Source organism: Roseivivax sp., assembly GCF_054552075.1.
The window spans coordinates 1-24667 of sequence record NZ_JBTOLZ010000019.1 but is presented as its reverse complement, the minus strand read 5'-3'; the positions used below and the strand labels follow the sequence as shown (position 1 = coordinate 24667).

Here is a 24667-nt window from a genome sequence, read left to right as displayed (position 1 = left end):
GCTCAGGCCACCTGCCGGCCCCGGCTCCAGACGCCGCGCACCACGGGCAGGTCCTCGACCTGGCTGACCCGGACCACATCCGCCAGCCGGCCCTCGGCAAGCTCCCCCCGATCGGAGAGCCCCGCCGCCTCGGCGGGCGCTGCGGTCACCGTCGCCACCGCGCGGGGCAGGTCGTCCCAGACCTTCGCCAGCCGCAGCGCCGCGAACAGGAGCGCCGAGGGCACGTAGTCCGAGGACAGGATGTCGAGCAGCCCGCGCTCGGCGAGGTCCAGCGCCGAGACATTGCCCGAATGCGAGCCGCCCCGGATGATGTTCGGCGCGCCCATCATGATGGCGATGCCTTCCGCGCGGCAGGCCTCGGCGGCCTCCACGGTGGTCGGAAACTCGGCGAAGCGCACACCATGGCGGCGCGAGGTGCGGACATGGTCGGCGCTGGTGTCGTCATGGCTCGCCAGCACCGCGCCGATGCGGCGCGCCTCGGCCACGGCGCCGGCCTCATGCGCCGCGCCGTTCTGGGCCTGCAGCTCCTTCAGATGCGCGACATGGGCGACGAAATCCTCTTCGGTCATTCCGCGTTTCTTGGCGACATAGGTGCGCAGCTGGCCGAGGTCGCGGAACTGCCGCTGGCCGGGGGTGTGGTCCATCAGGCTCAGGATGCCGACCCGGTCCTCTGGGCCGAAGCCCGCCAGCTCCTCGAGCAGCGTCTCGGAGCAGATCTCGGCCCGCAGGTGCAGGAAGTGGCTGATCTTCAAGACACCCTTGGCGCGCAGCGCCAGCAGCTCGTCGGCAAGCTGGCGGGCATATTCGTGGTAACGCGCCTTGCCGCCGTGGATCGAGCCCACGCGCAGCGCGTCGAAGACCGTGGTGATCCCGGTCGAGGCCAGCTCCGCGTCATGCGCGAGCAGCGCGGCCAGATGCGGCCAGTCGACCGAGGGGCGCGGCTCGATGTGCCGCTCGAGGTTGTCGGTGTGCAGCTCCACCAGCCCCGGGATCAGCAGGTCGCCGCCGCAGTCCACCGCGCCGCGCGGCAGGGTGGTGCCCTCGGTGATCGCGGCGATCTCTCCGCCTTCGAGATGCAGCGCGCCGGGGATCACCCGGTCGCGCAGGACCAGCCGGGCATTGGCAAGGCAGAGGGGTCCGGCCAGCGCGGGATCGGCGGCGCGGGGGGCGGGATGGATCGGCGAGTTCATGGCTCTCCCTTCCGGTTGGGGCACGGGCCGCTCTGGCTGACAGTCATGACAGCTTTGGAGCGGCCTGCGAAGCGGGGCATGGGCGGACGGCGGGTCATGGGGTCATCCGCGCCCGGCTGAGCGCGGACAGCGCGCGGGCGACGGTCTCGGTCGGCGGGCCGTCATTGGCGATCTCGGTGACGGGCAGCCCTTCGGGCAGGGGCAGGGCGGCGCGGGCCTGCCGCGCGGCGATCTCTTCGAGGCTTTCGCGCCCGCGCCCGGCAAGGCGGCGGGCCAGGGTCTCGGGGCGCGCGGTGATATGCAGCACCTCGAGGCCCGGGAAACAGGTGGCGGCCTCGGGCAGGACGCGCCGCGAGAGGTTGGCGAGCCGGATCTCCCCGGAGGCGACCTCGGCGCGGGTGGCCGCGGGGATGCCATAGGCCAGCCCATGCGCGCGCCAGCTCAGGCAGAAGGCCCCGGCGGCCTGCCGGTCGGTGAAGGTCTCTTCCGAGACCGGCTCGAAATCCTCGCCGCCGAGGCCCGCCTCGCGGGTGATGACCCGGCGCACCAGGCGGAAGCGCGGCTCGGCCGCGGCGAGCCCCGCCATGACGCTGTCCTTGCCGACGCCCGAAGGGCCGACCACGGCGATTAGCCGGCCCGGCGCGGGGGCGTTGGTGCCGCCGGTGCCCCGCGACGCCTCGGGCGCGTCCCCTCGGCCCGCGCGCGACGAGCCGGCGCCCGCTGTCACCACCCCGCTCATGCCGCGCAGCCCGGGGTGAAGCCGGTCACATCGACCTCGCGGTCGGCGACCCGGGCGCGGGCCTCGGCGTCGTGGAAGATGCCCACGATGGCCGCGCCGCGCGCCTTGGCGGCCTCGATCAGCTCCAGCACCACCGCGCGGTTGGTGGCATCGAGGCTCGCCGTCGGCTCGTCCAGCAGCAGCGCGGGATAGGCGAAGGCAAAGCCGCGCGCGATGTTCACCCGCTGCTGCTCGCCGCCCGAGAAGGTGGTCGGCGAGAGCTGCCAGAGCGTCTCTGGGATGTTCAGCATCTCCAGAAGTGCGGCCGCCTTTTCACGCGCCGCCTCGGCGGAGACGCCGGTGGCGCGCAGCGGTTCGGCCACCACTTCCAGCGTCGGTACACGCGGCACCACCCGCAGGAACTGGCTGACATAGCCCAGCGTCTCGCGGCGAAGCGCGATGATCTCGCGCGGGGCGGCGCGCGCGACATCGGTGTGACCGACTTGGATGCGCCCGGCCTCGGCCAGGTAGTTGCCGTAGATCATCCGCATCAGCGTGGATTTCCCCGAACCCGAGGCGCCGGTCAGCGCCACGCATTCGCCCGGGGCGACTGACAGCTCGGCCCCCTGCATCACCCGGATCGCCGCGCCGCCCTGGTTGTGCAGGGTGAAGGTCTTCGACAGTCCAGAAATCTCGATCATCTTGTCTCTCCTTGTCGGCTCAGACCTGCAGCACGCTCGAGACGAGCAGCTGGGTATAGGCGTGCTGGGGATCGTCGAGCACCTGGTCGGTCAGCCCCTGTTCGACCACATGGCCGGATTTCATCACCATCAGCCGGTCGGCCAGGAGCCGCACGACGGCGAGGTCGTGGGTCACGATCACCACCGAAAGCCCGAGGTCGCGCACCAGCCCGCGCAACAGATCCAGGAGCCGCGCCTGCACCGAGACGTCGAGCCCGCCGGTCGGCTCGTCCATGAAGACGAGCCGCGGCCCGGTCACCAGGTTGCGGGCGATCTGCAACCGCTGCTGCATCCCGCCCGAGAAGGTGCCGGGGCGGTCGTCGATCCGCGTCGTGTCGATCTCGACCCGACCGAGCCAGTCGGCGGCGGTCGCGCGGATCTCGCCGTAGTGCCGGGCGCCCACGGCCATGAGCCGCTCGCCCACGTTGCCGCCCGCCGAGACGCCCATGCGCAGCCCGTCGCGGGCGTGCTGGTGCACGAAGGCCCAGTCGGTGCGCGAGAGCATCCGCCGCTCGGGCTCGGACATGGTGAGGATGTCGCGCGGGCCATCCTCGCGGGTGTCGAAGATGACCTCGCCGCGGTCGGGGACAAGCTGGCCCGCCAGGCAGGAGAGCAGCGTCGACTTGCCCGAGCCGCTTTCGCCGACGATGCCCATGACCTCGCCGGGGTAGAGGTCGAAGCCCACGCCCGCGCAGCCGATATGGGCGCCGTAGCTCTTGCCGAGGTCGCGCACCGACAGGAGCGGCGCGGCGGGCGAGGGGGGCGTTGCCCGAGCCGGGGCCGATTGGGTCAGGGTCTCGGTCATGCGGCGTCCTTTCCGCGATAGCCGCGCGCCTGGCGGGTCTCGCAATAATCGGTGTCCGAGCAGACGAAGATCCGCCCGCCCGCGTCGTCGGTGATCACCTCGTCGAGGTAGCTGTCCTCGGCCCCGCAAAGCGCGCAGGGGTGGTCGGCCTTGGAGGGATCGAAGGGATGATCCTCGAAATCGAGGCTCTCGGCGGCGCTGAAGGGCGGCAGCGCGTAGATCCGCTGTTCGCGCCCCGCGCCGAAGAGCTGGATCGCCGCCGAGCGCCCGAGCTTGGGGTTGTCGAACTTCGGGATCGGCGAGGGGTCCATGACGTAGCGCCCCTCGACCTTGACCGGGTAGGCATAGGCGGTGGCGATATGGCCGTGCCGCGAGATGTCCTCGTAGAGCTTGACGTGCATGAGCCCGTATTCCTGCAGGGCATGCATCTTGCGGGTTTCGCTCTCGCGCGGTTCGAGAAAGCGCAGCGGCTCGGGGATCGGCACCTGGTAGACCAGGATCTGGCCTGCGCGCAGCGGCGTCTCGGGGATCCGGTGACGGGTCTGGATGACGCTGGCCTCCTCGGTGCGCGTGGTGGTCGCCACGCCCGCGGTGCGTTCGAAGAACTTGCGGATCGAGACCGCGTTGGTGGTGTCGTCGGCGCCCTGGTCGATGACCTTGAAGCGGTCCTCCGGCGTCATCACCGCCGCCGAGACCTGCACCCCGCCGGTGCCCCAGCCGTAGGGCATGGGCATCTCGCGGCTGGCGAAGGGCACCTGGTAGCCCGGCACTGCAAGCGCCTTGAGGATGGCGCGGCGCACCATGCGCTTGGTCTCTTCGTCGAGATAGGCGAAATTATAGGCGTCCTGGGTCATGACTGGACCTTTCGCGGCAGGAAGACTTTCGTGTTAGACGCGATTTCCCGCGCCGCCATGCAATCGCCACAAATGCGTCCTAGCTGGTGTCCGCATTGAACGATGGAGCATTCATGGACTGGACCCTCATCTTGGTCTTGCTGGGTTTCGCGGCGTTTCTGGTCGGCCGGTTGTGTCTTGGTGTGTTCTACGAAAACAGCAGATTGAACACGGTTCTGGAGTTTCCGACCGGCAAACCCGAGGACGAGACCCTCGGGGATGACGACTGGGACGACCGGGACTAGGCACATTCTTCCGCCTCCCGCGCCGGGCGGGTGGCGCTTTCGCGGCGCAGCTTCCGCACGAGTTCCAGCTCGGACTGGAAGTCGACGTAATGCGGCAGCTTGATGTGCTCGAGAAAGCCCGTCGCCTGGATGTTGTCGGCGTGATACAGCACGAATTCGGTGTCCTGGGCGGGGGCGCCCTGGTCGTCCTCGCCCAGTTCCTCCCAGCGCAGCGCCCGGTCGACCAGCGCCATGGAGATGGCCTTGCGCTCGCTCTGGCCGAAGACCAGCCCGTAGCCGCGGGTGAACTGCGGGGGCTCGGATTTCGAGCCGGTGAATTGGTTGACCGTCTCGCATTCGGTCAGGGCGATCTCGCCGATCTCGACCGAGAAGCCCAGCTCGGGCACCTCCATCTCGAGAGGCACCGTGCCGATCCTGAGCTCGCCCACGAAGGGGTGGTTGCGGGCGTAGCCGCGCTGGGTCGAATAGGCGAGGCTGAGGAGGAACCCCTCGTCGGCGCGGCTCAGGACCTGCAGGCGCAGGGCCCGGTCGGCGGGCATTTCCAGCGGCTCGCGGGTGACGTCGCGCGGGGTCTCCTCGCCGGGCTCGGGCGTCTCGATCAGCCCTTCGCGGTTGAGGAACTCCATGACGCGCGGCATCGGCTGCTCGGCGCCCTCGGGCGCCTCGGGGCCGGGCTGGTCGGGCGGGGTGCCCTCGGCGGCCAGCGCGAAGTCGATCAGCCGGTGGGTGTAGTCGAAGGTCGGCCCGAGCACCTGCCCGCCGGGCAGATCCTTGAAGGTGGCCGAGATGCGCCGGTCGCAGGCCATGGCCCCGGTGTCGACGGCCTCCGTCGCGCCGAAGCGCGGCAGGGTGGTGCGATAGGCGCGGATCAGGAAGATCGCCTCGATCAGGTCGCCGCGCGCCTGTTTGATCGCCAGCGCGGCCAGGTCGGCGTCCTGCAAGGAGCCCTCGGCCATGACCCGGTTCACCGCCAGCGCCAGCTGCTCGCGGATCTGCGCGACCGATAGCTCGGCGACGGAGGGATCGCCCCTGCGCTCTTCGGCGAGCCAGTCGTGGGCGTTGTCGATCGCCCGTTCGCCTCCTTTGACGGCGACATACATCAGCGCACCTCCGTGGAGCGGGGCAGGGCGGCGAGCCGCGCCCCGCAGGTGAAGAGGAAATCCCGCCCGAGCGGGTAGTGCCGGCGGTTCTCGGCAAAGGCCCGGGTCTCGGGCAGCGACAGCGCGGCGGTGGTCTCGATGCCGGGGCCCGAGAGCACCGCGCCCTCGGCGGCGAGATGCGGCAGCTCGACGATCAGCGTGGCCGAGCGGTCGGGGTATTCCGGCGTGCCCAGCGCGAAGCGGTCGAGCGGCGCCAGCGCCTCCCAGGTGCCGAGCGCAAAGGCGGCCTCGGCGGGGGCGACCACGGGGGCGCCGGTGTGGAAGGCCAGCCACTGGCGCACCTCGGCGCAATCGGCGGCACCCGCCAGGTGCACCGGCGTCGTGCCGTCGACCAGCGTCAGCAGCACTGCGCCCGCGGCGGGCGACAGCGGCTCCGGCGGGGATGCGCCCGCGAGCGTGTGGATCGTGCCGGGGCGGGCCATGGCCTCCATCAGGCTGCGGAAGGCTTGCGCGGCCTCGCGCGGCGGGGCGGCGAAACCGCCTTCAAGGGTGTGGGCCTGCATCAATCCTCTCCCCGGACCATGGTGAAGAAATCGACCTTGGTGGTCGTGGCGCGGGCGGCGCGGCTGGCGCGGGCGGTGCGGGCCTCGTCCTCGAGCACTTCCAGCACGCCGCTTTGCAGGCGCGCCGACGCCTCCGTCTGCATCAGCGCGTCGACGAGCGCGGCGGCCTCGGCATCGGCCTTGCGGCGGCCCTTGAGGTAGGCGTGGCCGACCTCGCCCGAGGCCAGCCGCAGCGCGCAGCGGGTCACCGTGACCTCGCCCAGGTTGAAGGGCTGGCCGGTGCCGCCGGCGCGGCCGCGCACCATGACGCTGCCGATCTCGGGGGCGCGCAGCCAGTCGAAGCCGGGGCGGTCCAGGCAGGCATCGAGCAGCGCCGCCACGCGGCCCTCGGGCGCCTTGGCCAGGCGGCCCATCCGGGCCTTCCGGGCGGCGGTTTCTGCGTTTGGCTCTTCCATCTCGACAAATCCGCGTTATACTAGACAACTATACAAATCATCGCAGATTGCCCCCTGCGAGGCCAGAGGAGTTTTGTGAAACTTGCGTGACGCGAAGACAGGATCCGGCGGTCGGACGCCGCTTTGGCAGGCCATCGCCACGGCGCTGCGCTCGGACATCTCGGACGGGCGCTACGCGCCGGGGGACAAGCTGCCGACCGAGGCGGCGCTGTCGGAGCGCTTCGGGGTGAACCGTCACACGGTGCGCCACGCGCTGGCGGCGCTGACCGAGGAGGGGCTGGTGCGCAGCCGCCGCGGCGCGGGCGCCTTCGTTGCAGCGCGGCCCACCGATTACCCGATCGGGCGGCGGGTGCGCTTCCGCGAGAACCTCTTGGCGGCGGGGCGGCAGCCCGAGAAGCGCCCCTTGCAGATCGAGACCCGCGCGGCGACCGAGGGCGAGGCCCGGGCGCTCGACCTCGCGCCGGGGGATGCGGTGGTGGCCTACCACGGGCTGTCGCTTTCCGACGGCCAGCCCATCGCGGTCTTCGAGAGCCTCTTTCCCGCCGCGCGGCTGCCCGGCCTCGCCGAGGCGCTGGCCGAGGAGCCCGGCGTCTCCCCGGCGCTGCGCCGCGCGGGCGTGGCGGATTTCACCCGCGCCAGCACCCGGCTGACGGCGGTCCTGGCCGATGCGACCCAGGCGCTGCACCTGCAACTGCCTGAGGGCGCGCCGCTGCTTCGTTCCACGGGCGTGAACATCGACCCCGAGGGCGTGCCGGTGGAGTTCGGCCGGACCTTCTTCGCGGGCGATAGGGTGACGCTGACGCTCGGCCCCGAAGGCTGAGGCGGGCGAGGGCGTGGCAGGGGGCGCACAAACCGCACCCCGCGCCTCAGCCCCCGTATTTCTCCAGGAAAGCCGCGGCGGAGAGCGCCCGGAAATCCGGCAGCGCGGCGCGCAGCCTCGCGTGGTCCCAGTCCCACCAGGCCAGCGCCATGAGCCGTTCGGCCAGATCCGCGGGCTGGCGGCGGCGGATCTCGCGCGCCGGGGTGCCCGCGACAATCGTGTAGGGCGCCACGTCGCGGGTCACCACCGCGCCCGCCGCGACCACGGCACCATGGCCCAGCGTCACCTCGGGTTTCACCAAAGCGCCATGGCCGATCCAGGTGTCATGCCCGATCCGCGCCAGCCGCGCCCGCCTCCGGGCGAAGAATTCGGCGTCGACGTCCGCGTCGTCCCAGTAGTCCGAGGAGCGGTAGAGGAAGTGATGGCAGGCCGCCGTCTCCAGCGGGTGATCGGTCGCGCCGATGCGGCTGAAGCTCGCGATATTGGCGAACTTGCCGACCTCGGCGTTGGCGATATCGGCGTAGCGGTCGCAGTAGGAGTAATCCCCCAGCGTGGCATAGGCGATCCGGCTGCCGCGGCCGATCTCGACGTAGCGCCCGAAGGTGCTTTCGGTCAGCTCGCACTCGGGGTGCAGATAGGGGCGGTCGGGGCTCAGCCGGGCCATGTCACTGCGACCTCTTGATCAGCCGCCCGCGCAGCTTGCCCGAGAGCCAGTCCATCGCCATGACCATGAGCACGATCAGCACGATGTAATAGGCGACCTCTTCCCAGTCCTTCTGGGTCTGGATCGCCTGGGTCAGCATCAGCCCGATGCCGCCGCCGGTGATCGCCCCGATGATCGTGGCCGAGCGGGTGTTCGACTCCAGGAAATAGAGGATCTGGCTCAGGAGCACCGGCACCACCTGCGGGAGCACCCCGAAGCGGTAGCGTTGCAGGGGCTTGGCCCCGGTAGAGGAGACGCCCTCGATCTGCTTCTCCTCGACGTTCTCCAGCGCCTCCGAGAAGATCTTGCCGAAGGTGCCGGTATCGGTGACCAGGATCGCCAGCGCGCCGGTCAGCGGGCCGGGCCCGAAGGCGCGCGACAGGACCACCGTCCAGATCAGCGCGTCGACGCCGCGCACGAAGTCGAAGATCCGCCGCATCGCGAAGCGCAGCGAGGTCAGCGGCGCGAAGCGCTTGGCCCCGAGGAAGGCCAGCGGCAGGGCGACCAGCGCCGCGCCGAATGTGCCGAGAAAGGCCATGAGGATGGTCTCGCCGATCGCCCAGGCCACGTCCTTGTGGCGCCACATCGGGTTGTTCCAGACGTCCTGCACGGCGCCCACGAGGTTGGCCCGCGCGGGGTCGATGCGCTCGCCCCAGAGGATCCGGCCCAGGCTGTGGCCGTGGTAGGGGCTCTCGAAGGTGAAGAAGAAGAGCTCCCAGCCGGGGAAATAGTTGAAGATCTCGGTCTTGGTGCCGGTGACGGTGATCCGCCCTTCCTCGGTGGTGATCGCCACGCGGCGCGAGGAGGCGCTGATCCAGTCGGGCGGCGTGTCCGAGAGGTTCGTGATGACCTCGCGGCCCTCGGTGGCGATCTCGATCAGCGGGTGACCGGGCACCGCGACCTCGGTGCGGTTGCCGGGCAGAAGCCGCACCTCGTGGCCGGGCCCGAGCGCCACGCTCAGGGTCTCCTCGCCGGTGACCCAGGCCGGGCGCGCGCCCTCGGGGTAGGCGCCCTTGCGCTCGCCCTCGACGGCGTAGTCCATCTCGCCCGAGCGGGCGTCGCGGGTCACATGCACCTTGTAGGACCAGCTGTCCGAGGCCAGCGTGACGGCGTTGTCCCAATCCGCGCGCTTGGCGAGCCCGGGGATGTCGAAGGCGAAGACGATGTAGGTGAAATAGGCCAGCACCAGCACCGGCAGGGCCAGCGCGGTCAGGCGCTTGCGGGCGAAAAGCCTGTCGGCGTCCTGCCGGGCGGTCTCGAGCGTCGTGGTGGTCATGCGCGCTGCCCCTCCGTGAGGCGGTTGCGGGTGCGGCTGGAAAGCTGGTCGAAGAAGACGATGGCGCCGAAGAGCAACAGGAAGATCGCCGCCGCCTCGTCGAAGCGGCCGGGGCCCCAGGCCATGGCGTTGCGCAGCTCGTAGCCCAGCCCGCCGGCGCCGACGAAGCCCAGGATCGCCGAGGCGCGGATGTTGATCTCGAAGCGCAGGAGCGCGTAGCTCAGGTAGTTCGGCGCGACCTGCGGAAGGACGCCGAGCCACATCCGCTGCGCCCAGGTGGCGCCGGTCGAGGCGAGCCCCTCGACGGGTTTCAGATCGGCGTTCTCGGCCACCTCGGAGAAGAGCTTGCCAAGCGCGCCGGCGGTATGGATGGCAATGGCGATCATCGCCGGCACTGGCCCGCCGCCCAGGACGAAGATCAGCACCAGCGCCACGACGATCTCGGGCACCGCGCGCATCACGTCCATGATCCGGCGGAAGAGCCCGATGAGCCGCGGCCAGCGCGCCAGCCCGCGCGTCGATAGAAGCGACAGCAGCAGCCCCGCCGCCGCGCCGATCAGCGTCGAGACGGCGGCGATGTTCAGCGTCTCGACCAGGGCGGGGAAGAACTCGGCCAGGAGCCCGGGCAGATCGGCGCGCATCGCCCAGGCCTCGGCCAGGACCTCGGCGGGGTAGTCGCCGACCTGGGAGATGCCGGACCAGAAGCCGCCGGCGTTGCGGTCGTTGGCGACCATGAAGCCCGAGACCATCAGCAGGGCGAAGATCATCAGCGTCAGCCCGCCGTAAAGGCGGCGGCGCTGCAGTTCGGCCATGTAGCTGTCACGGACCTGGTGGACCGGCCCGCGGTCCGGGGCGGTCGGGGGGGCGTCTGTCATTGTCGGGGGCCTCGGTCGGGTCGGCGTCGGGTCGGCGTCGGTCTGGGCGCTGGCGCGCGCGCGCCCCGGGGCCTGTGCCTGGCCCGGGACGCGCGCCGGTCGGGGCGTCGGGCAGATCAGCCGCCGATCGCCGCCTTCCGGGCCTCGATGATCGACAGGTAGGTGTCGTGGGTCACCGGCTGGAAGCCCAGGGTGTCGCCCGCGGCCACGCCGTAGGCGCAATCCTCGTCACGCTCGTGCAGGCCGTCGACCAGCTCGGTCATGGTGGCCTTCACCTCCTGGGGCAGGGCCTGGCGCAGCACCACGGGGCCCTCGGGGATGACCTTGGACTGCCAGATCTGGACCAGCTCGTTCATGTCCACGAGGCCCGCGTCCACGGCCTTGCGCAGCGCGCCGGAGTTGTAGCCGTCTTCCCAGTTGCCCTGGCCGTCGGCCCAGGTCACGCCGGCGTCGATGTCGCCGTTGTTGACCGCGACGATGGTCTGTTCGTGACCGCCGGTGAAGACCACGTCGGCGAAGTATTCGCCCGGCTCCATGGTGATCTCGGCGTCCTCCTGGGGGATCTCGATCGAGGGGATCAGGTAGCCCGAGGTCGAGTTCGGGTCGCCGAAGCCGAAGACCTTGTCGGCCATGTCCTCGAGCGAGGCGATGCCCGCGTCCTTCCGGGCGAAGCCGATCGAGTGGTAGCCGATCGAGCCGTCGTTGTTGACCTTTACCAGCACCGGCTCCACCGCCTCGGGGGCCTGCAGGTAGGTCGCCGCATAGGCCGAGGCGCCGAGCCAGGCCATGTCGATGGTGCCGCCCAGGAGACCCTGGATCACGCCGTTGTAGTCGGCCGGGGCAAAGAGCTTGACCTCGACGCCGAGCGCCTCGGCGGCATAGTCCTGCAGGCAGCTGTAGCTGTTCAGCCGGTCCTGGGCGTTCTCGCCGCCGAGGATGCCGATGCGGAACTCGTCGATCTCCTGGCCCATGGCGGTGGTGCCAAGGCAGGTGCCGGCCGCGAGGGCGAAGGCAAGGGTGGTCTTCATCTGTCTCTCCATTGACGTCGTGATGAACGGATGGGCCCGCGGCTCCTGCGGGCGGGATACTGGCTCAGGCCGGGACCCGCTGTCGGGCGGACCTGTCCAGGGTTTCGAGCGCGGTCGAGGTGGCGGCTTCCGAGAAATCCGCCCCCGCGCCGTAGATGTCGCGGGCGACCCCGGCGGTGAGCTGCGCGGGCGTGCCGTCGAAGACGACGCGGCCGTCGCGCATGCCGATCACCCGGTCGCAGTAGCGCCGCGCGGTATCGAGCGTGTGCAGGTTGGCGATCACCAGCCGGCCGTCCTCTTCGTGGATGCGGCGCAGCGACTGCATGACCACCTGGGCGTTCATCGGATCGAGCGAGGCGATCGGCTCGTCGGCCAGGATCACCGCGGGATCCTGCATCAGCGCACGCGCGATGGCGACCCGCTGCTGCTGCCCGCCCGAGAGCGCCTCGGCGCGTTTCGGCGCTTCCTCGACGATGCCGAGCCGGTCGAGGATCTCGATGGCGCGGTGAATGTCGGCCTGGGGGTAGAGGTTGAACATCGTGGCCAGGGTGGGCTGGCGGTTCAGCGTGCCGTGCAGCACGTTGGAGACCACGTCCATGCGCGGCACCAGGTTGAACTGCTGGAAGATCATCGCGCAGCGCGACTGCCAGGCGCGGCGGGCGCGGCCCGAGAGGCGGGTGACCTCCTCGCCCTCGAAGAGGATGCGCCCGGCGCTGGCGTCGGTCAGCCGGTTGAGCATGCGCAGGAAGGTGGATTTGCCCGCCCCCGAGCGGCCGATGATGCCGATCATCGCCGGCTTGTCGACCTGGATGGACACGGCGTCGACCGCCGTCTTCGGGCCGAAGCGCTTGGTCAGCGCGTCAATCGTCAGCATTGCTATCCCCTGTTCGTCGTTGGGGGGCACCTACCGGCGACAGACAACGGAACGGCGACAGTTGTGAGACGTCTCGGTCACGTTTCGATGTCGGATTTGTAACGGCGCGGGGGCTTTGCGCGGCGCGGTAAGGGCGCGTCGGGGGCTTGTCAGAAAACTGTTACATGACGGCGCGGCGGTGCTAGGCTCGGGCCATGACCACGCCGCGCCCGATCCCGGCCTGCCTTGCGCTGGCCGTTCTCGCCGCCCAGCCGGGCCCGGCGGCGGCGCGGATCGCCGATGTGCTCTGCGCGCCCCGCGCGCAGATGGTCGAGCGGCTCGAACGGAGCCAGGGCGCGCGGCTCGAGAACCGCGGTATCCGCGGGCCGGACGTGGTGCTGGAGGTCTGGGTCAGGCCGGAGAGCGGCGCCTGGACGCTGGTGCAGAGCTATGCCAACGGCCAGGCCTGCATCGTCGCCATGGGCGAGGGCTGGCAGGAGATGGCCCCGAAGGCCGCCCCCGCCGACACGCGCGGCGGCCCGGCGGACCCCGCGCGAGACGAGACGCTCTGAGATGGCCGGGCGCATCTGCCCGGCCGCGCCCAATATAATGTCAGTGCAATTGCCGCTTCGGCGTGGCCACCGCCGCCACATGCATGGCCGCGGCCTGGGTGCGGTCGCCGTCGATCTCGAGCCGGGGGCCCAGCGGCAGGGCACCCATGCCCAGCCGCGCCATCCAGCGCTGGAAGACCGCGGGCACGATGCCGATCACATGGGTCGCGCCTTCCGCCACGGCGGCCTCGGCCATGGCCTGCATCAGCCGCGTCTGCACGCCGATGCGCCGGTCCGAGGGCACCTCGGGCGACAGGAAAAGCCGCGTCGCCTCCCAGATGTGGTCGACCACCGGCGCCTTTTCATAGAGCACGTAAGAGGGGATGTCGGTCAGAAGCCCGTTCTGGGCGTCGCGCAGCATGTAGCTGTAGCAGCCGCAGCGCGCCTTGGTCGGCAGGACGCGGATCCCGGCCATGACCTCGCCGAACTCGTGCACAACGATGTTGCGCGCCTGCGGCGTATCGTATTGATCGAACTCCAGCCCGCGCTCCTCGGGCAGATCCCATTGTTTGCCCTGGATGAACACCCGGTGGCGCGCCCGCAGGAAGTCGAGATACAATTCGCCGTAATGATGTTGATTGTGCACCGAAAGAACCGTCGAACGCAGCCGCGGCTCGCTGGATTTCAGCGCGTCGGGAACGGAATTTTCCCGCGATGATCTGGCGGTCTCCTTGCGAATCTCCCTCTCAAGCGGGTCGCGCTCGAGCTCGGGAAACACGATGTCCGCCTTACGATGGACTAATGTCACGTTTCTGCCCCAATGCCGGAGGTTGCGGGGTAACACACCACAATCACTCTTTTTTATCCATACTTTGGCCACATTTTCGAACAGCTTCAATGTCATTGTTCTCAAATGTGAAAGTATTCGTTGTATTGTGGTGCATGAAATCACCGGACGAGAGAGCCTGAAATGCCGCTACCTGCGCTTTTTGGTCGCGAAATCGAGCTTTGGGCCGACCGTCGAAGGCTGCGTGAATACGCCCGGATCGGGCGTATCCTCTTCGTGCAACGCATCATTATCTACACCGCCGCAAACGTTCTTGCGGGCTATTACTACAGCTGGCGCACGGCGATCATCTTCATGGGGCTGGTGCTGGCCGCCGAGCTTTATGACGCCATCTGCTTCCGCAACATATTGTCCGTGAAGGCGTGGAATGCGCGACATGTGCGCATTGCCATGATCAGCCTCTATATCGGCACCGCCTTTAGCGCGGTGGTGATCGCCAGCTTCTCAATCACGCTTGCGGGAATGCAGGGCACCGACAACGGGCATTTCCTGTCGATGTTCCTGCTCTTCTCCGCCTCGATCTTCGCGGCGATGAACAATCGCCATTTCCTGAATGTGCTGGCGCTGCGGCTGTCCATTTACGTCGCGGCAATTCTCTACATTCCGGTCCGAGACGTCTGGATCGAACGCCCGCCGATCAGTTCCGAGATCTGGCTACATCTTTTCACGGTGATCTTCGTCCTGGCCTTCATTCTGGAATGCGCCCGGAATTTCATCGCCGGCTACAACGCCAACCTGCGCAGCCGCAAGGCGCTCGAGGAAGAGCACGAGCGCACCAAGGCGGCCTTCCAGGCCAAGACCCGGTTCCTCTCGACGGTCAGCCACGAGCTGCGCACGCCGCTGACCTCGATCAAGGGCGCGCTCGAGGTGATCAACACCGGCGCGCTCGGCGAGGCGCCCGAGAAGATGCGCGGCCCGCTCGACGTGGCGACCCGCAACAGCCGCCGGCTGGCCGAGCTGGTCAGCGACCTCCTGCTGCTGCAGAAGGCCGAGGCGGGCAAGTTCGACTTCAACATGGAGCACGCCGATCTCAGCGAGCTGATGACCGAGATCGTCGAGCGCTTCCGCCCCTTCGCCGAGAACCTCGAGGTGGCGCTGAAGGTCGATGTGCCGGATGCCCAGCTCTGGGCGCGGATCGACAAGACGCGCTTCAACCAGGTGATCGCCAACATCCTGTCGAATGCCACCAAGTTCTCGCGCAAGGACGGCGGCGAGGTGAACGTGGCGCTGCGCCCCAGCGGCGACATGATCCGCATCGCCATCTCCGACAACGGCGAGGGCATCCCCGAGGAGTTCCGCGACAAGGTCTTCCAGGAGTTCCAGCAGGCGGGCCCCCTGGAGACCCGCCGCCACGAGGGCACCGGGCTGGGGCTGAGCCTCTCGAAGCGGATCATCGACGCCCACGACGGGCGGATCTGGTTCACCACCAGCACCGGGCGGGGCACGACCTTCTTCATCGAGCTGGCGCGCGAGCCCGAGCCGATCGAATCCTCGAGCGTCGTCGCCGCCTGAGCGGACGACACAACCTGACAGGGCCAAACGGGCAGGGCGCGGCGGCGCCTTTTTGTCGTTCCGGGGAAAGATTGCGCGCGGGGTGGGCCCCCGCGCGGGGTGTCAGACCGAGACCAGCCGCAGAAGCTCCGCCCGGTCCACCGCCTCGGCGCGTTCGGAGAGGACCACGCTGCCGCGCTGCAGGGCGGTGAACTGGTCGGCCAGCCCGTAGGCGAAGTCGAAATACTGCTCGACCAGCACGATCGCCATGTCGCCGCGGGCGCGCAGGTAGTCGATCACCTCGCCGATCTGCTGGATGATATTGGGCTGGATGCCCTCGGTCGGCTCGTCGAGCAGCAGGAGCTTCGGTCGGGTGATCAGCGCCCGCGCGATGGCGAGCTGCTGTTGCTGGCCGCCGGAGAGGTCGCCGCCGCGCCGCCCGAGGAACTCCTTCAGGATCGGGAAGAGGGTGAAGACCTCCTCGGGGATTGCATGTTCGCTCGCGGGCAGGCAGGCGAAGGCGGTCTCGAGGTTCTCGCGCACGGTCAGCAGCGGAAAGATGTCCCGGCCCTGCGGCACATAGCCGATCCCGGCGCGGGCGCGGCGATGGGCGGGCAGGCGCAGCATCTCCTGGCCTTCGAGCATGACCGAGCCGCCGCTGGCCGGGTGGCTGCCGCTGATCGCCTTCAGAAGCGAGGTCTTGCCGGTGCCGTTGGTGCCCATGACGCAGGTGACCTCGCCCGCGCGGGCGGTCAGCGAGATGCCGTTCAGGATGCGGCTCTGCCCGTAGTGCAGCACCAGGTCCGAGACCGCGAGAAGCGGCGCCGCCTCGGCGCGGGCGTCGCTCCGGGGCTCAGCGGCCGAGATAGACATCGATCACCTCCTGGTTCCGGGTCACATGATCAAGCGAGCCTTCCGCCAGCACCGCGCCCTCGTGCAGCACGGTGACCTTGCAGCCGAGGCGGCGGACGAACTCCATGTCGTGTTCCACGACCACGATGGCGTGCTGCTCGGCGAGGCTGCGCAGCAGCGCGGTGGTATGCTCACGCTCGGCCGGGGTCATGCCCGCCGCGGGCTCGTCGACCAGCAGGAGCTGCGGGTCCTGCGCGAGCAGCATGCCGATCTCCAGCCATTGCTTCTGGCCGTGGCTCAGCTCACCGGCGCGGCGCCCCAGCATCCCCGCGAGGCCGATGGTCTGGGCCAGCTCGGCGATGCGGTCGCGGTCGCGGCTCTCGGGGCGCCAGAAGAGCACCCGGAAGGGGCGGCGGTCGGCCTTGAACGCCATCATCAGGTTGTCCTCGACGCTCTGGTCCTCGAAGACGGTGGGCCGCTGGAACTTCCGCCCGACGCCCGCGCGGGCGATCTGCGCCTCGGAGAGCGCCAGGAGCGACTGGCTGCGCGGTCCCCAGATCACCCGCCCGGCGTCGGGCCGGGTCTTGCCGGTGATGATGTCCATGAAGGTGGTCTTGCCCGCGCCGTTGGGCCCGATCACCGCGCGCAGTTCGGCCGGGCCGATCGAGAAGGACAGGTTGTTGATCGCCTTGAAGCCGTCGAAGCTGACCGAGACGCCGGAGACCTCGAGCAGCTGGGCCTTGGGATGCGCGGTGCTCATCGCTCGGCCTCCGGTTCGCGCAGCGCGCCCTCGTCGGGGCCGAGGTCGCTGCCGTGGCGCTCGGGTGCGCGGCGCGCGGTCCAGAGGTCGACGAGCCCGCCAAGCCCCTTGGGCGCGAAAAGCGTGACCAGCACGAAGGAGAGGCCCAGGAGCACCAGCCACCAGTCGACCCAGTCGATCCGGTAGATGCCGAGGTCGATCGCCGGCGCGCCGCCGCCGGTGAACCAGGTCGAGACCAGGCTCACGAAGCCCGCGCCGAGGACCGCCCCGTAGAGCCGCCCGCGCCCGCCGATGGCCACCCAGACCGCCAGGTAGATCGAGGCGATGGGCGCGATCTCGCCCGGGTTGATGATGCCCGCCTGCGGGTAATAGAGCGCCCCGGCGATGCCCGCGACAACGGCGCTTAAGGTAAAGACGAAGAGCTTGAAGCCCTCGACCGGGTAGCCCAGGAACCGCACCCGGGTCTCGTCGTCCCGGATCGCGCGGATCACCCCGCCCATCTTGCCCGCGACCACCCAGGCAAAGAGCAGATAGCCCAGGCCGAGCGCCAAGGCCGAGGCCCAGAAGAAGAACAGCGCCACCTGCGCCTGCGGCAGGGCCTCGAGCCCGGGGATGTTCTGCAGGCCCGAGAGCCCGTTGTTGCCGCGCAGCCCGCTGTCGTTCTGGAACAGCCAGAGCGACAGCGCCAGGGTCATCGCCTGGGTCAGGATCGACAGGTAGACGCCGGTGACGCGGCTGCGGAAGGCGAGCCAGCCGAAGACCAGCGCCAGGAGCCCCGGCACCAGCACCACCATCAGGAGCTGCAGCGGCAGTGCGTGCGCGAGGCCCCAGATCCAGGGCAGCTCCGAGGAGCCCACGACCCCGAAGATCTGCGCGCCGATGGCGTCGCGGATCTCGGCCTGGGTCGGCGGGATGAGCTGGTTGGCCAGGCTCTCGGCGACGATCGCCTCGGTCCGGGCATACATCAGCCACATGCCGATGGCGTAGCCGCCGATCCCGAAGAAGGCCATGTGGCCGAGGCTCAGGATGCCGCAGTAGCCCCAGACCAGGTCCATCGCCAGCGCCGCCAGGCAGAAGCAGAGCGTCATGCCCAGCACCTTGAGGAAGGAGGTCGAGACCAGCCCGGTGCCCAGGGCCTCCGACAGGGTGGTGACGAGCAGCGCGAAGAGGGTCAGCGCGCCGAGGAACCAGGGCAGCGAAGGCGTGGCGCGGATCAGCGCGGCCAGGCCCGAGGGGCGGGGGGACGGGGTCACGGCCATGCGCCTATTGCCCCGCCGCCCGGCCCTTGAGCGCGACGATGCCGCGCGGCCGGACCTGGATGAACAGGATGATGAAGAGGATCATGTAGGTCTGCGCGGCCAGCGTGTTGGAGGGATTGAACCATTCGATGCCCTTCTGGAAGAAGCCGATCAGCGTGGCCCCGGCGAGCGTGCCCCAGACATTGCCGACGCCGCCCACGACCACGGTCATGAAGCTTTGCACGATATAGTTGGCGCCCATCTCCGAGGTGACCTGCGCGTAAAGCCCGATGGCGACCCCGGCGATGCCCGCGATGCCCGAGCCGAGCCCGAAGGTCAGCATGTTGATGCGCCCGGGGTTGATGCCCATGGAGGCCGCCATGCGCGGGTTCTGGGTCACCGCCCGCACCTCGAGCCCGAGCCGCGTGCGGTTCAGGATGAACAGCAGGAGCCCCAGGAACAGCAGGCCGAGCACGAAGATCGCGATGCGGATGTAGGAGATCGAGATCACGTCCGAGATCACCATGCTGCCCGCCAGCCAGTCCGGCGCGGTGAAGGGCCGGGCCTGGGTGCCGAAGATGTTCTTGGCGAGCTGCTGCAGCGCGATGGAGATGCCGAAGGTCGCCAGCAGCGTCTCCAGCGGGCGGTGATAGAGCCAGCGGATCACCAGCCGCTCCATGGCGACGCCCGCCGCGAAGGTCACCGCGAAGGCCAGGGGCAGGGCGACCAGGATCGAGACGGTGTAATCCGGGATCACCTGCTGGACCACGTAGCCGGTATAGGCGCCCATCATGATGAACTCGCCATGGGCCATGTTGATCACCCCCATGACCCCGAAGGTCACGGCCAGGCCGATGGCGGCGAGGAAGTAGATCGAGGCGAGCGAGAGCGCGTCGAGCGAGATGTCCACCGCCTCGCTCAGCGCCACCCGGGTCTCGACCGCGGCGAGCGCCTCGGCGGCGGCGGATGTGACCGCGGCGTCGGGCTCTTCGTAGAGCGCGTAGAAGACATGCGCCTCGACCGTGGCCTGCATCTCTGTGGGGCCCACGAAAGGCGCGACGCGCCCCTCGGCGGCCAGGGCGTCATAGGCCGCGCGCCGGGCCTCGGGATCGGAGAGCCGCGCCAGGGGCAGGCCGCCGACGCTGCCGCCCTCGATATGGGCGGCGAGCGCCTGGCGCAGGTCCTCGGCGCTTTGCGGCGCGGGTGCGAGGTCCGCCTCGACCAGCTCGGCATAGGCGGCTTCGATGTCGAGGTCGCTGCCGGGCACGCGCAGCCGCGCGAGGTTGGCGTCTTGCGGTAGGGCCAGGCCGCGGCCCTCCTCGACCTCGAGGATCTGGTTCAACACGCCGCGCAGTTCGACCGAGACGCCGCTCGACATCCGCGCGATGGCCGCGGTGCGGGCCTCGGTGTCGCTGCCGAAGCGCGCAGTCAGCATGTCGAGAAGCCGGGTCTTCCGGGCCTTGAGCGCGGCCAGCTCCTCGCCCGGGATCGAGGCTTCGAGCGGGGCGATCTGGTCTCGCGCCATGTCCGAGGAAATCGCATCGAGCGCCGCGCGCCTCTCGGCGGGGTCGGGGGCGGAGAGCTGGAACTGCACGAGCGCGCCCGCGATCTCGCGGCGGACGCCGCCGTTGGGGCGGATCTGGTCGAGCCCGTCCTCGGGCGCGGCGCCGAGGTCGGCGCCATCGGCGACGCCGACCATCCGGCCGTCCTCGATGTAGACGAAGCGCCCGTCGCTTTCGCGCTGGTAGACCTCGCGCTCCTGCCAGCGGGCCAGGAACTCCGCCACGCCGGGCGCGCCCGAGGCCACCAGCGCCTCGATCACCGGGCCGACGCTGCGCCGCGAGGGTTTGGCGATCTCTTCGGCGTTCTCGCTGAGGACCGCCCCGAGGTCCGGGGTCTGGGCCTGGGCCGCGACGGGCAGCGCAAAGGCAAGCGCCAGCGCCAGGACGAATGCGCGCAACATGCGGGGAAAACCTTCCTCTTGGGGTGCGGAGGCGCGCCCTGTCGCGCGCCTCCGCAAGTCGCCTCAGTAGTTCGAGGTCAGCTGCACGCAGCTTTCGGTCTCGGTGTTGTACATGCCGCACTCGAGACCTTCCCAGTCCGAGGTCAGCGGCGCCGAGCCGGGCAGGTAGTCGGTCCAGGCGTCGCCCGGCACTTCCTCGGTCTCCGAGATGATGTCGAACTGGCCGTCCTCGCGGATCTCGCCGATTAGGACCGGCTTGGCGAGGTGGTGGTTGGTGCCCATGACCGCGGTGCCGCCGGTGAGGTTCGGGAACTCCTGGCCCCACATGGCCTCGCGCACGGCGTCGACCTCGGTGGTGCCGGCGGCCTCGACCGCGTTCACCCACATGTTGAAGCCGATGTAATGGGCTTCCATCGGGTCGTTGGTCACCCGCTCGGCGTCGCCGATGAAGTCATGCCAGGCGGCGATGAACTCGGCGTTGGCCTCGGTCTCGGCGGACATGAAGTAGTTCCAGGCCGCCAGGTGGCCGACCAGGTTCGAGGTGTCGAGGCCGGAAAGCTCCTCCTCGCCGACCGAGAAGGCCACCACGGGGATGTCGTCGGCGCTGACGCCCTGGGCCGCGAGCTCGGTGTAGAAGCCGACGTTGGCGTCGCCGTTGATGGTCGAGATCACCCCCACCATGGAGCCGTCCTCGCCCAGGCCCACCACGTCCGAGACGATGGTCGACCAGTCGGAATGGCCGAAGGGCGTGTAGTTCACGAAGATGTCCTCTTCGGCGATGCCGGCGTCCTGCAGGTAGCTTTCGAGGATGTTGTTGGTGGTGCGCGGGTAGACGTAGTCGGTGCCGAGCAGGGCGAATTTCTCCACGCCCAGTTCCTCGAGGAAGTAGTCGACCGCCGGGATCGCCTGCTGGTTCGGCGCGGCGCCGGTGTAGAAGACGTTCTTCGAGCTTTCCTCGCCCTCGTATTGCACCGGGTAGAACAGGAGCCCGTTCAGCTCCTCGATGACCGGCAGCACCGACTTGCGGCTGACGCTGGTCCAGTTGCCGAAGATCACGTCGACCTCGTCGACGGTCAGGAGCTGCCGCGCCAGCTCGGCGAAGCGCGGCCAGTCCGAGGCCGGGTCGACGACCACCGGCTCGATCTCGCAGCCCAGGACGCCGCCCGCGGCGTTCTGCTGCTCGATCAGCATCAGCATGGTGTCCTTCAGCGTGGTCTCCGAGATCGCCATGGTGCCCGAGAGCGAGTGCAGCACGCCCACCTTGACCGGGCAGCTGGTCTCCTGGGCCAGCGCCGGCAGTGCCGCGCCGGTCAGCGCGGCGGCGATCAATCCAGTTCTGAGTGCAGTCATCCTATCCCCCTGCGGATATGGGGCCCGAGGGCCATTGCTCCGGCGCTTGCCCTCGGGCGGGGACATCTGTCCGGGCCTTGGGGGCGCCGTCCGGGCACCGCGGCGGCGCCCTGCCGCCCGTGGTGTCGCCCGGACCCGCTTTTTAGGCCGCCTTGCCGCGCGGCATTCCCAGCGCGGCGAGGGGCTCGGGGGGTGGGAGAGGGGCCGGATGCCCAAACATTGGCCAAATGCCTAGGGCCGCGCGCGCCATTGAGGCAGAGTGCGAAGTTTTGGGTAGGGGGAGGTGGGGAGGTTTTGGGTGGAGCGGTGGACTTTCTGACCGGGGCGAAGGGTGAACTTGTAGCCGTGGCGGCGGGCGCGCTTGTGGCCCGGGCGGAGGGTGAGCCTGTGGCCAGGGCTGAGGGTGCGCTTGTGGCCAGGGCGCGGATGCGCTTGTGGCCGGGGAGGCTGGTGAGTTTGTGGACGGGGCGGAAGGTGAGCTTGTGGCCGTAGCCGCGTGTGAGCTTTTGGCCGGAGCCGCGTGTGAGCTCTTGGCCGGGGCAGAGGGTGAGCTTGTCGGGGCGGACGGCGGAGCGGCTGGGGCTTGGGGTTGGCTCGCGTGGTGTGCGGTTCGAGACAGCCGAGACCACGCCCCCTCTTCTTGCGCCCGAACAGCACCGAGGGTGCCGGGCGCGCGCCGGACCGGCCCCTTGGGCCGGCGCTCCTTCGGATGGCGCGCCTAACTCGCCTCTCGTCCTGACCTTGCTGGGATAAAGCGCCTCGCTCGGAGGTCAGCAGCGCCGGCCCCCGGTCCGGCGCGCGCCCTCTGTTGTGAGAGTTTCGAGCGGGGCGGGCGAGTGGATTGGCAGGTTGGGACAGGAGCATGAGACGGTGAGGCTTTCCGTGCTGTCGCGGCGCGCGTCCTCTGGTGCGCGGGGTGTCGGCGGGGCGGCATCCGTTGCGCGGGCTCCGCTGCCGGGGAGCTTTGAGCGAGAGGCGTGGGTGCCGGGGAGCTCCGGGCGAGAGGCGTGGCTGCCGGGGAGCTATGAGCGAGAGGCGTGGCCGCCGGGGGCAACGGGCGAAAAGCGCGGCTTAAAGCGCGGCTTTGTGAGAGAGGCGCAAAGTGCGGCGCCGGTGAGAGACACCGCACAGCAGCCGGACCGCGCCACAAAGCGCGCCACCCCCCGCCCGCGCGAACTGGTTGCAACCCCCTCCACGCTCGGTTTTGCTTGGCGCAACGGAAGGTCAGCCAACCGCGCCGGTGAAAGGACTGCCATGCTGAAAACGGTTCTCGGCGTCTGGGCGCTGCTCTTCGGCATCCTGCTGATCATGATCGGCAACGGCATGCAGAGCACGCTCATGGGCATCCGCGGCGGGCTCGAGGGTTTCTCGACCACCCAGCTTTCCGTCGTGACCTCGGCCTATTTCCTGGGCTTCCTCGTGGGCTCGCGGGTGGCGCCGGTGCTGATCCGGCGCGTCGGCCACGTGCGGGTCTTCGCGGCGCTCGGCTCCTTCATGTCGGCCGGGCTCATCGCCTTTCCGCTCCTGGTCGAGCCCTGGGCCTGGGTGCTGATCCGCCTGGCGCTGGGGTTCTGCCTTTCGGGCGTCTATGTCTCGGCGGAGAGCTGGCTCAACAACAAGGCGACGAACCGCACCCGCGGCACGGTGCTCTCGGCCTATATGCTGGCGCAGACGCTGGGCATGGTGGGCGCGCAGGGGCTCGTGGGCGTGGCCGAGGCCAATGGCTTCACGCCCTTCGTCTTGGCCTCGATCCTGGTCTCCTTCTCCTTCGCGCCGATCCTGCTGTCGGCGAGCCCGGTGCCCGCCGCCGATGCGATCAAGCCGATGAGCCTCCGGGCGCTTTACGGCAAGTCGCCGCTCGGCACGGTGGGCACGCTGCTTCTGGGCTGCGTCTTCGCGGCGCAGCTCGGCATGGCCTCGGTCTATGGTGCCGCGGCGGGGCTGAGCACCGCGCGGGTCACCACCTTCATCGCGATGATCTTCATCGGCTCGATCGTCTTCCAGGTGCCGATCGGCTGGCTCTCGGACCGGATCGACCGGCGCTTCATGATCCTCGGCGTCTCGGCGATCGGCGCGCTGGCCTGCCTGACGCCCTGGGTGCTGCAGCCGGGCTTCGGCGGGCTCCTGGTCGCGGGGTTCGTCATGGGCGGGACGGCGAGCCCGCTCTATTCGCTGCTCATGGCCTATACCAATGACTACCTCGAGCTCGAGGACATGCCCGCCGCCGCCGGGGGGCTGTTGTTCATCTACGGGCTCGGCGCGGTCCTGGGCCCGCTTCTGACCGGCCAGATCATGGAGTGGATCGGCAACGAGGGCTTCTGGCTGTTCCTGGGCCTGGTCTTCGCGGGCATCGCCGGCTGGTGCCTCTTCCGCATGACCCGCCGCGAGGCGCCCTCGGTCGAGGAGGCCGGCGACTACGTGAACCTCGTGCCGACGGCGTCCGCCGTGGCGGTGACCGCCGCGCAGGAGTGGAGCGCGGAGGAGAGCGAGGCAGCGGCGGCTGCGGAGGCTGAGGAGGCGGAAGAGGCGGAGCGGGCCGAGCGCGTTGCGGAGGAGCGGGGCGCGTCTGATGGTCGGTCAGAAGACGCCGCAGAGACAGCGGAGAGCCAAGAGGACAAGCAAGATGGCGAAAGCCGCTAACTCGAAGCGGTGTCGGCCCGGCTCATTCCTCTAAAACGCTCGCCGTCGGTTTCGGACGCTCTCTCCACACGAGCCCAACACAGCCGCTGTCCAGTAGAAACAGCACCCCAAAGTGACCATCCGCGCCCCACTTGCGCCCGAATAGCACCGAAGGTGCCGGGCGCGCGCCGGACCGGCCCGATGGGCCGGCGCTCCTTGGGATGGTGCGCATAGCTATCCTCTAGCCCTGACCTTGCTGGGATAAAGCGCAAAGCTCTGAGGGCAGCAGCGCCGGCCTCGGTCCGGCGCGCGCCCTCTGTTGCGAGAGTTTTGAACGGGGAGGGGGCGGGTTGATAGGCTGGCAAGTGACCCGGAGGCGGTGACGCTTTCTGCGCTGTCGCAGTGCGCGCGGATGGGGACTCACAAACCCCACGCAGAACTTGGACCATCCTTAGGTAACTGCGCACCGCTTGCGCCCGAATAGCATCGAAGATGCCGGGCGCGCGCCGGACCGGCCCGATGGGCCGGCGCTCCTTTGAGTGGCGCCCTTCGTTCGCCTTTCGCCCTGACCCTGCCAGAGTAAAGCGAATCGCTCAGAGGGCAGCAGCGCCGGCCTCGGTCCGGCGCGCGCCCTCTGTTGCGAGAGTTTTGAACGGGGAGGGGGCGGGTTTCTAAGCTGGCAAGTGACCCCGAGGCGGTGAAGCTTTCTTCGCTGTCGCAGTGCGCGCGAAT

The 24667-nt window shown here is 69.5% G+C and carries 24 protein-coding genes; 5 read left to right on the top strand and 19 right to left on the bottom strand.

Translation table 11 applies throughout. The features are described from left to right. Window positions 1-2: 2 nt before the first annotated feature. From ACX938_RS14180 to ACX938_RS14160, 5 genes are all read right to left on the bottom strand, one after another. Window positions 3-1190 (bottom strand): alpha-D-ribose 1-methylphosphonate 5-triphosphate diphosphatase, encoded by a 1188-nt coding sequence (locus ACX938_RS14180; RefSeq protein WP_459431543.1) that lies wholly within the window; start codon window positions 1188-1190, stop codon window positions 3-5. Window positions 1191-1284: 94 nt separating this feature from the next. Beyond that, on the bottom strand, window positions 1285-1917 hold the full coding sequence (phnN, locus tag ACX938_RS14175) for a phosphonate metabolism protein/1,5-bisphosphokinase (PRPP-forming) PhnN (protein WP_459431542.1): 633 nt from the start codon (window positions 1915-1917) through the stop codon (window positions 1285-1287). A gap of 8 nt (window positions 1918-1925) precedes the next feature. Next, a complete protein-coding gene (gene phnL / locus ACX938_RS14170) occupies window positions 1926-2609 on the bottom strand; it encodes a phosphonate C-P lyase system protein PhnL (protein ID WP_459431541.1) in 684 nt (227 codons plus the stop codon). 19 nt (window positions 2610-2628) lie between these two features. Beyond that, window positions 2629-3453, bottom strand: a complete 825-nt coding sequence (gene phnK, locus ACX938_RS14165) for a phosphonate C-P lyase system protein PhnK (RefSeq protein ID WP_459431540.1) — start codon at window positions 3451-3453, stop codon at window positions 2629-2631. Then, a complete protein-coding gene (locus tag ACX938_RS14160; RefSeq protein ID WP_459431539.1) occupies window positions 3450-4307 on the bottom strand; it encodes an alpha-D-ribose 1-methylphosphonate 5-phosphate C-P-lyase PhnJ in 858 nt (285 codons plus the stop codon). Before ACX938_RS14160 ends, phnK begins: the two co-directional genes overlap by 4 nt. Window positions 4308-4420: 113 nt before the next feature. Between ACX938_RS14160 and ACX938_RS14155 the strand changes: the two genes are divergently transcribed. Further along, window positions 4421-4591 carry a hypothetical protein gene (locus ACX938_RS14155; RefSeq protein ID WP_459431538.1) on the top strand — a complete coding sequence of 57 codons (171 nt, stop codon included), beginning with the start codon at window positions 4421-4423 and terminating at the stop codon, window positions 4589-4591. Here ACX938_RS14155 and ACX938_RS14150 read toward each other — a convergent pair. The 3 genes from ACX938_RS14150 to phnG are packed head-to-tail and all read right to left on the bottom strand — an operon-like array spanning window position 4588 to window position 6709. Next, window positions 4588-5691 (bottom strand): carbon-phosphorus lyase complex subunit, encoded by a 1104-nt coding sequence (locus ACX938_RS14150; RefSeq protein ID WP_459431537.1) that lies wholly within the window; start codon window positions 5689-5691, stop codon window positions 4588-4590. The two genes, ACX938_RS14155 and ACX938_RS14150, sit on opposite strands and share 4 nt — an antisense overlap. Further along, window positions 5691-6254 (bottom strand): phosphonate C-P lyase system protein PhnH, encoded by a 564-nt coding sequence (phnH, locus tag ACX938_RS14145; RefSeq protein ID WP_459431536.1) that lies wholly within the window; start codon window positions 6252-6254, stop codon window positions 5691-5693. Before phnH ends, ACX938_RS14150 begins: the two co-directional genes overlap by 1 nt. After that, window positions 6254-6709 (bottom strand): phosphonate C-P lyase system protein PhnG, encoded by a 456-nt coding sequence (gene phnG / locus ACX938_RS14140; RefSeq protein ID WP_459431535.1) that lies wholly within the window; start codon window positions 6707-6709, stop codon window positions 6254-6256. Before phnG ends, phnH begins: the two co-directional genes overlap by 1 nt. Before the next feature lie 82 nt (window positions 6710-6791). On the opposite strand from phnG, the gene phnF reads away from it, so the two are divergent. Beyond that, complete coding sequence (gene phnF, locus ACX938_RS14135; protein WP_459431534.1) at window positions 6792-7529, top strand: phosphonate metabolism transcriptional regulator PhnF; 738 nt, start codon at window positions 6792-6794, stop codon at window positions 7527-7529. A gap of 46 nt (window positions 7530-7575) precedes the next feature. Here phnF and ACX938_RS14130 read toward each other — a convergent pair whose 3' ends face one another. From ACX938_RS14130 to phnC, 5 genes are all read right to left on the bottom strand, one after another. Continuing rightward, the gene (locus ACX938_RS14130) at window positions 7576-8193 is read right to left on the bottom strand and encodes an LbetaH domain-containing protein (protein ID WP_459431533.1); all 618 of its coding nucleotides are present in this window, start codon (window positions 8191-8193) and stop codon (window positions 7576-7578) included. Between the two features lies 1 nt (window position 8194). After that, a complete protein-coding gene (phnE, locus tag ACX938_RS14125) occupies window positions 8195-9508 on the bottom strand; it encodes a phosphonate ABC transporter, permease protein PhnE (protein ID WP_459431532.1) in 1314 nt (437 codons plus the stop codon). Further along, window positions 9505-10383, bottom strand: coding sequence for a phosphonate ABC transporter, permease protein PhnE (gene phnE, locus ACX938_RS14120; RefSeq protein WP_459431531.1), 879 nt, complete (start codon window positions 10381-10383; stop codon window positions 9505-9507). Before phnE (ACX938_RS14120) ends, phnE (ACX938_RS14125) begins: the two co-directional genes overlap by 4 nt. Window positions 10384-10499: 116 nt before the next feature. Further along, window positions 10500-11411: a phosphonate ABC transporter substrate-binding protein gene (gene phnD / locus ACX938_RS14115; RefSeq protein ID WP_459431530.1), complete on the bottom strand. Its 912-nt coding sequence runs from the start codon at window positions 11409-11411 to the stop codon at window positions 10500-10502. Window positions 11412-11475: 64 nt separating this feature from the next. Continuing rightward, complete coding sequence (gene phnC, locus ACX938_RS14110) at window positions 11476-12285, bottom strand: phosphonate ABC transporter ATP-binding protein (protein ID WP_459431529.1); 810 nt, start codon at window positions 12283-12285, stop codon at window positions 11476-11478. 194 nt (window positions 12286-12479) lie between these two features. On the opposite strand from phnC, the gene ACX938_RS14105 reads away from it, so the two are divergent. Further along, window positions 12480-12836: a hypothetical protein gene (locus tag ACX938_RS14105; protein ID WP_459431528.1), complete on the top strand. Its 357-nt coding sequence runs from the start codon at window positions 12480-12482 to the stop codon at window positions 12834-12836. A 40-nt stretch (window positions 12837-12876) separates the two neighbouring features. On the opposite strand, the gene ACX938_RS14100 is transcribed toward ACX938_RS14105, so the two are convergent. Beyond that, window positions 12877-13461: an acyl-homoserine-lactone synthase gene (locus ACX938_RS14100; RefSeq protein ID WP_459431527.1), complete on the bottom strand. Its 585-nt coding sequence runs from the start codon at window positions 13459-13461 to the stop codon at window positions 12877-12879. Between the two features lie 417 nt (window positions 13462-13878). Here ACX938_RS14100 and ACX938_RS14095 point away from each other — a divergent pair, with 417 nt between their 5' ends. Continuing rightward, complete coding sequence (locus ACX938_RS14095) at window positions 13879-15174, top strand: sensor histidine kinase (RefSeq protein WP_459431526.1); 1296 nt, start codon at window positions 13879-13881, stop codon at window positions 15172-15174. 102 nt (window positions 15175-15276) lie between these two features. On the opposite strand, the gene urtE is transcribed toward ACX938_RS14095, so the two are convergent. The 5 genes from urtE to urtA all read right to left on the bottom strand — a co-directional run bounded on the left by urtE (window position 15277) and on the right by urtA (window position 21316). After that, window positions 15277-16026, bottom strand: a complete 750-nt coding sequence (gene urtE / locus ACX938_RS14090; protein WP_459431525.1) for an urea ABC transporter ATP-binding subunit UrtE — start codon at window positions 16024-16026, stop codon at window positions 15277-15279. Then, window positions 16007-16765 (bottom strand): urea ABC transporter ATP-binding protein UrtD, encoded by a 759-nt coding sequence (gene urtD, locus ACX938_RS14085; protein WP_459431524.1) that lies wholly within the window; start codon window positions 16763-16765, stop codon window positions 16007-16009. Before urtD ends, urtE begins: the two co-directional genes overlap by 20 nt. Beyond that, the gene (gene urtC, locus ACX938_RS14080) at window positions 16762-17979 is read right to left on the bottom strand and encodes an urea ABC transporter permease subunit UrtC (protein ID WP_459431584.1); all 1218 of its coding nucleotides are present in this window, start codon (window positions 17977-17979) and stop codon (window positions 16762-16764) included. Before urtC ends, urtD begins: the two co-directional genes overlap by 4 nt. Before the next feature lie 49 nt (window positions 17980-18028). Continuing rightward, complete coding sequence (urtB, locus tag ACX938_RS14075) at window positions 18029-19966, bottom strand: urea ABC transporter permease subunit UrtB (RefSeq protein WP_459431523.1); 1938 nt, start codon at window positions 19964-19966, stop codon at window positions 18029-18031. A 63-nt stretch (window positions 19967-20029) separates the two neighbouring features. Then, complete coding sequence (urtA, locus tag ACX938_RS14070; protein WP_232754637.1) at window positions 20030-21316, bottom strand: urea ABC transporter substrate-binding protein; 1287 nt, start codon at window positions 21314-21316, stop codon at window positions 20030-20032. 1254 nt (window positions 21317-22570) lie between these two features. On the opposite strand from urtA, the gene ACX938_RS14065 reads away from it, so the two are divergent. Further along, a complete protein-coding gene (locus tag ACX938_RS14065; RefSeq protein WP_459431522.1) occupies window positions 22571-23956 on the top strand; it encodes an MFS transporter in 1386 nt (461 codons plus the stop codon). Window positions 23957-24667: the final 711 nt, after the last annotated feature.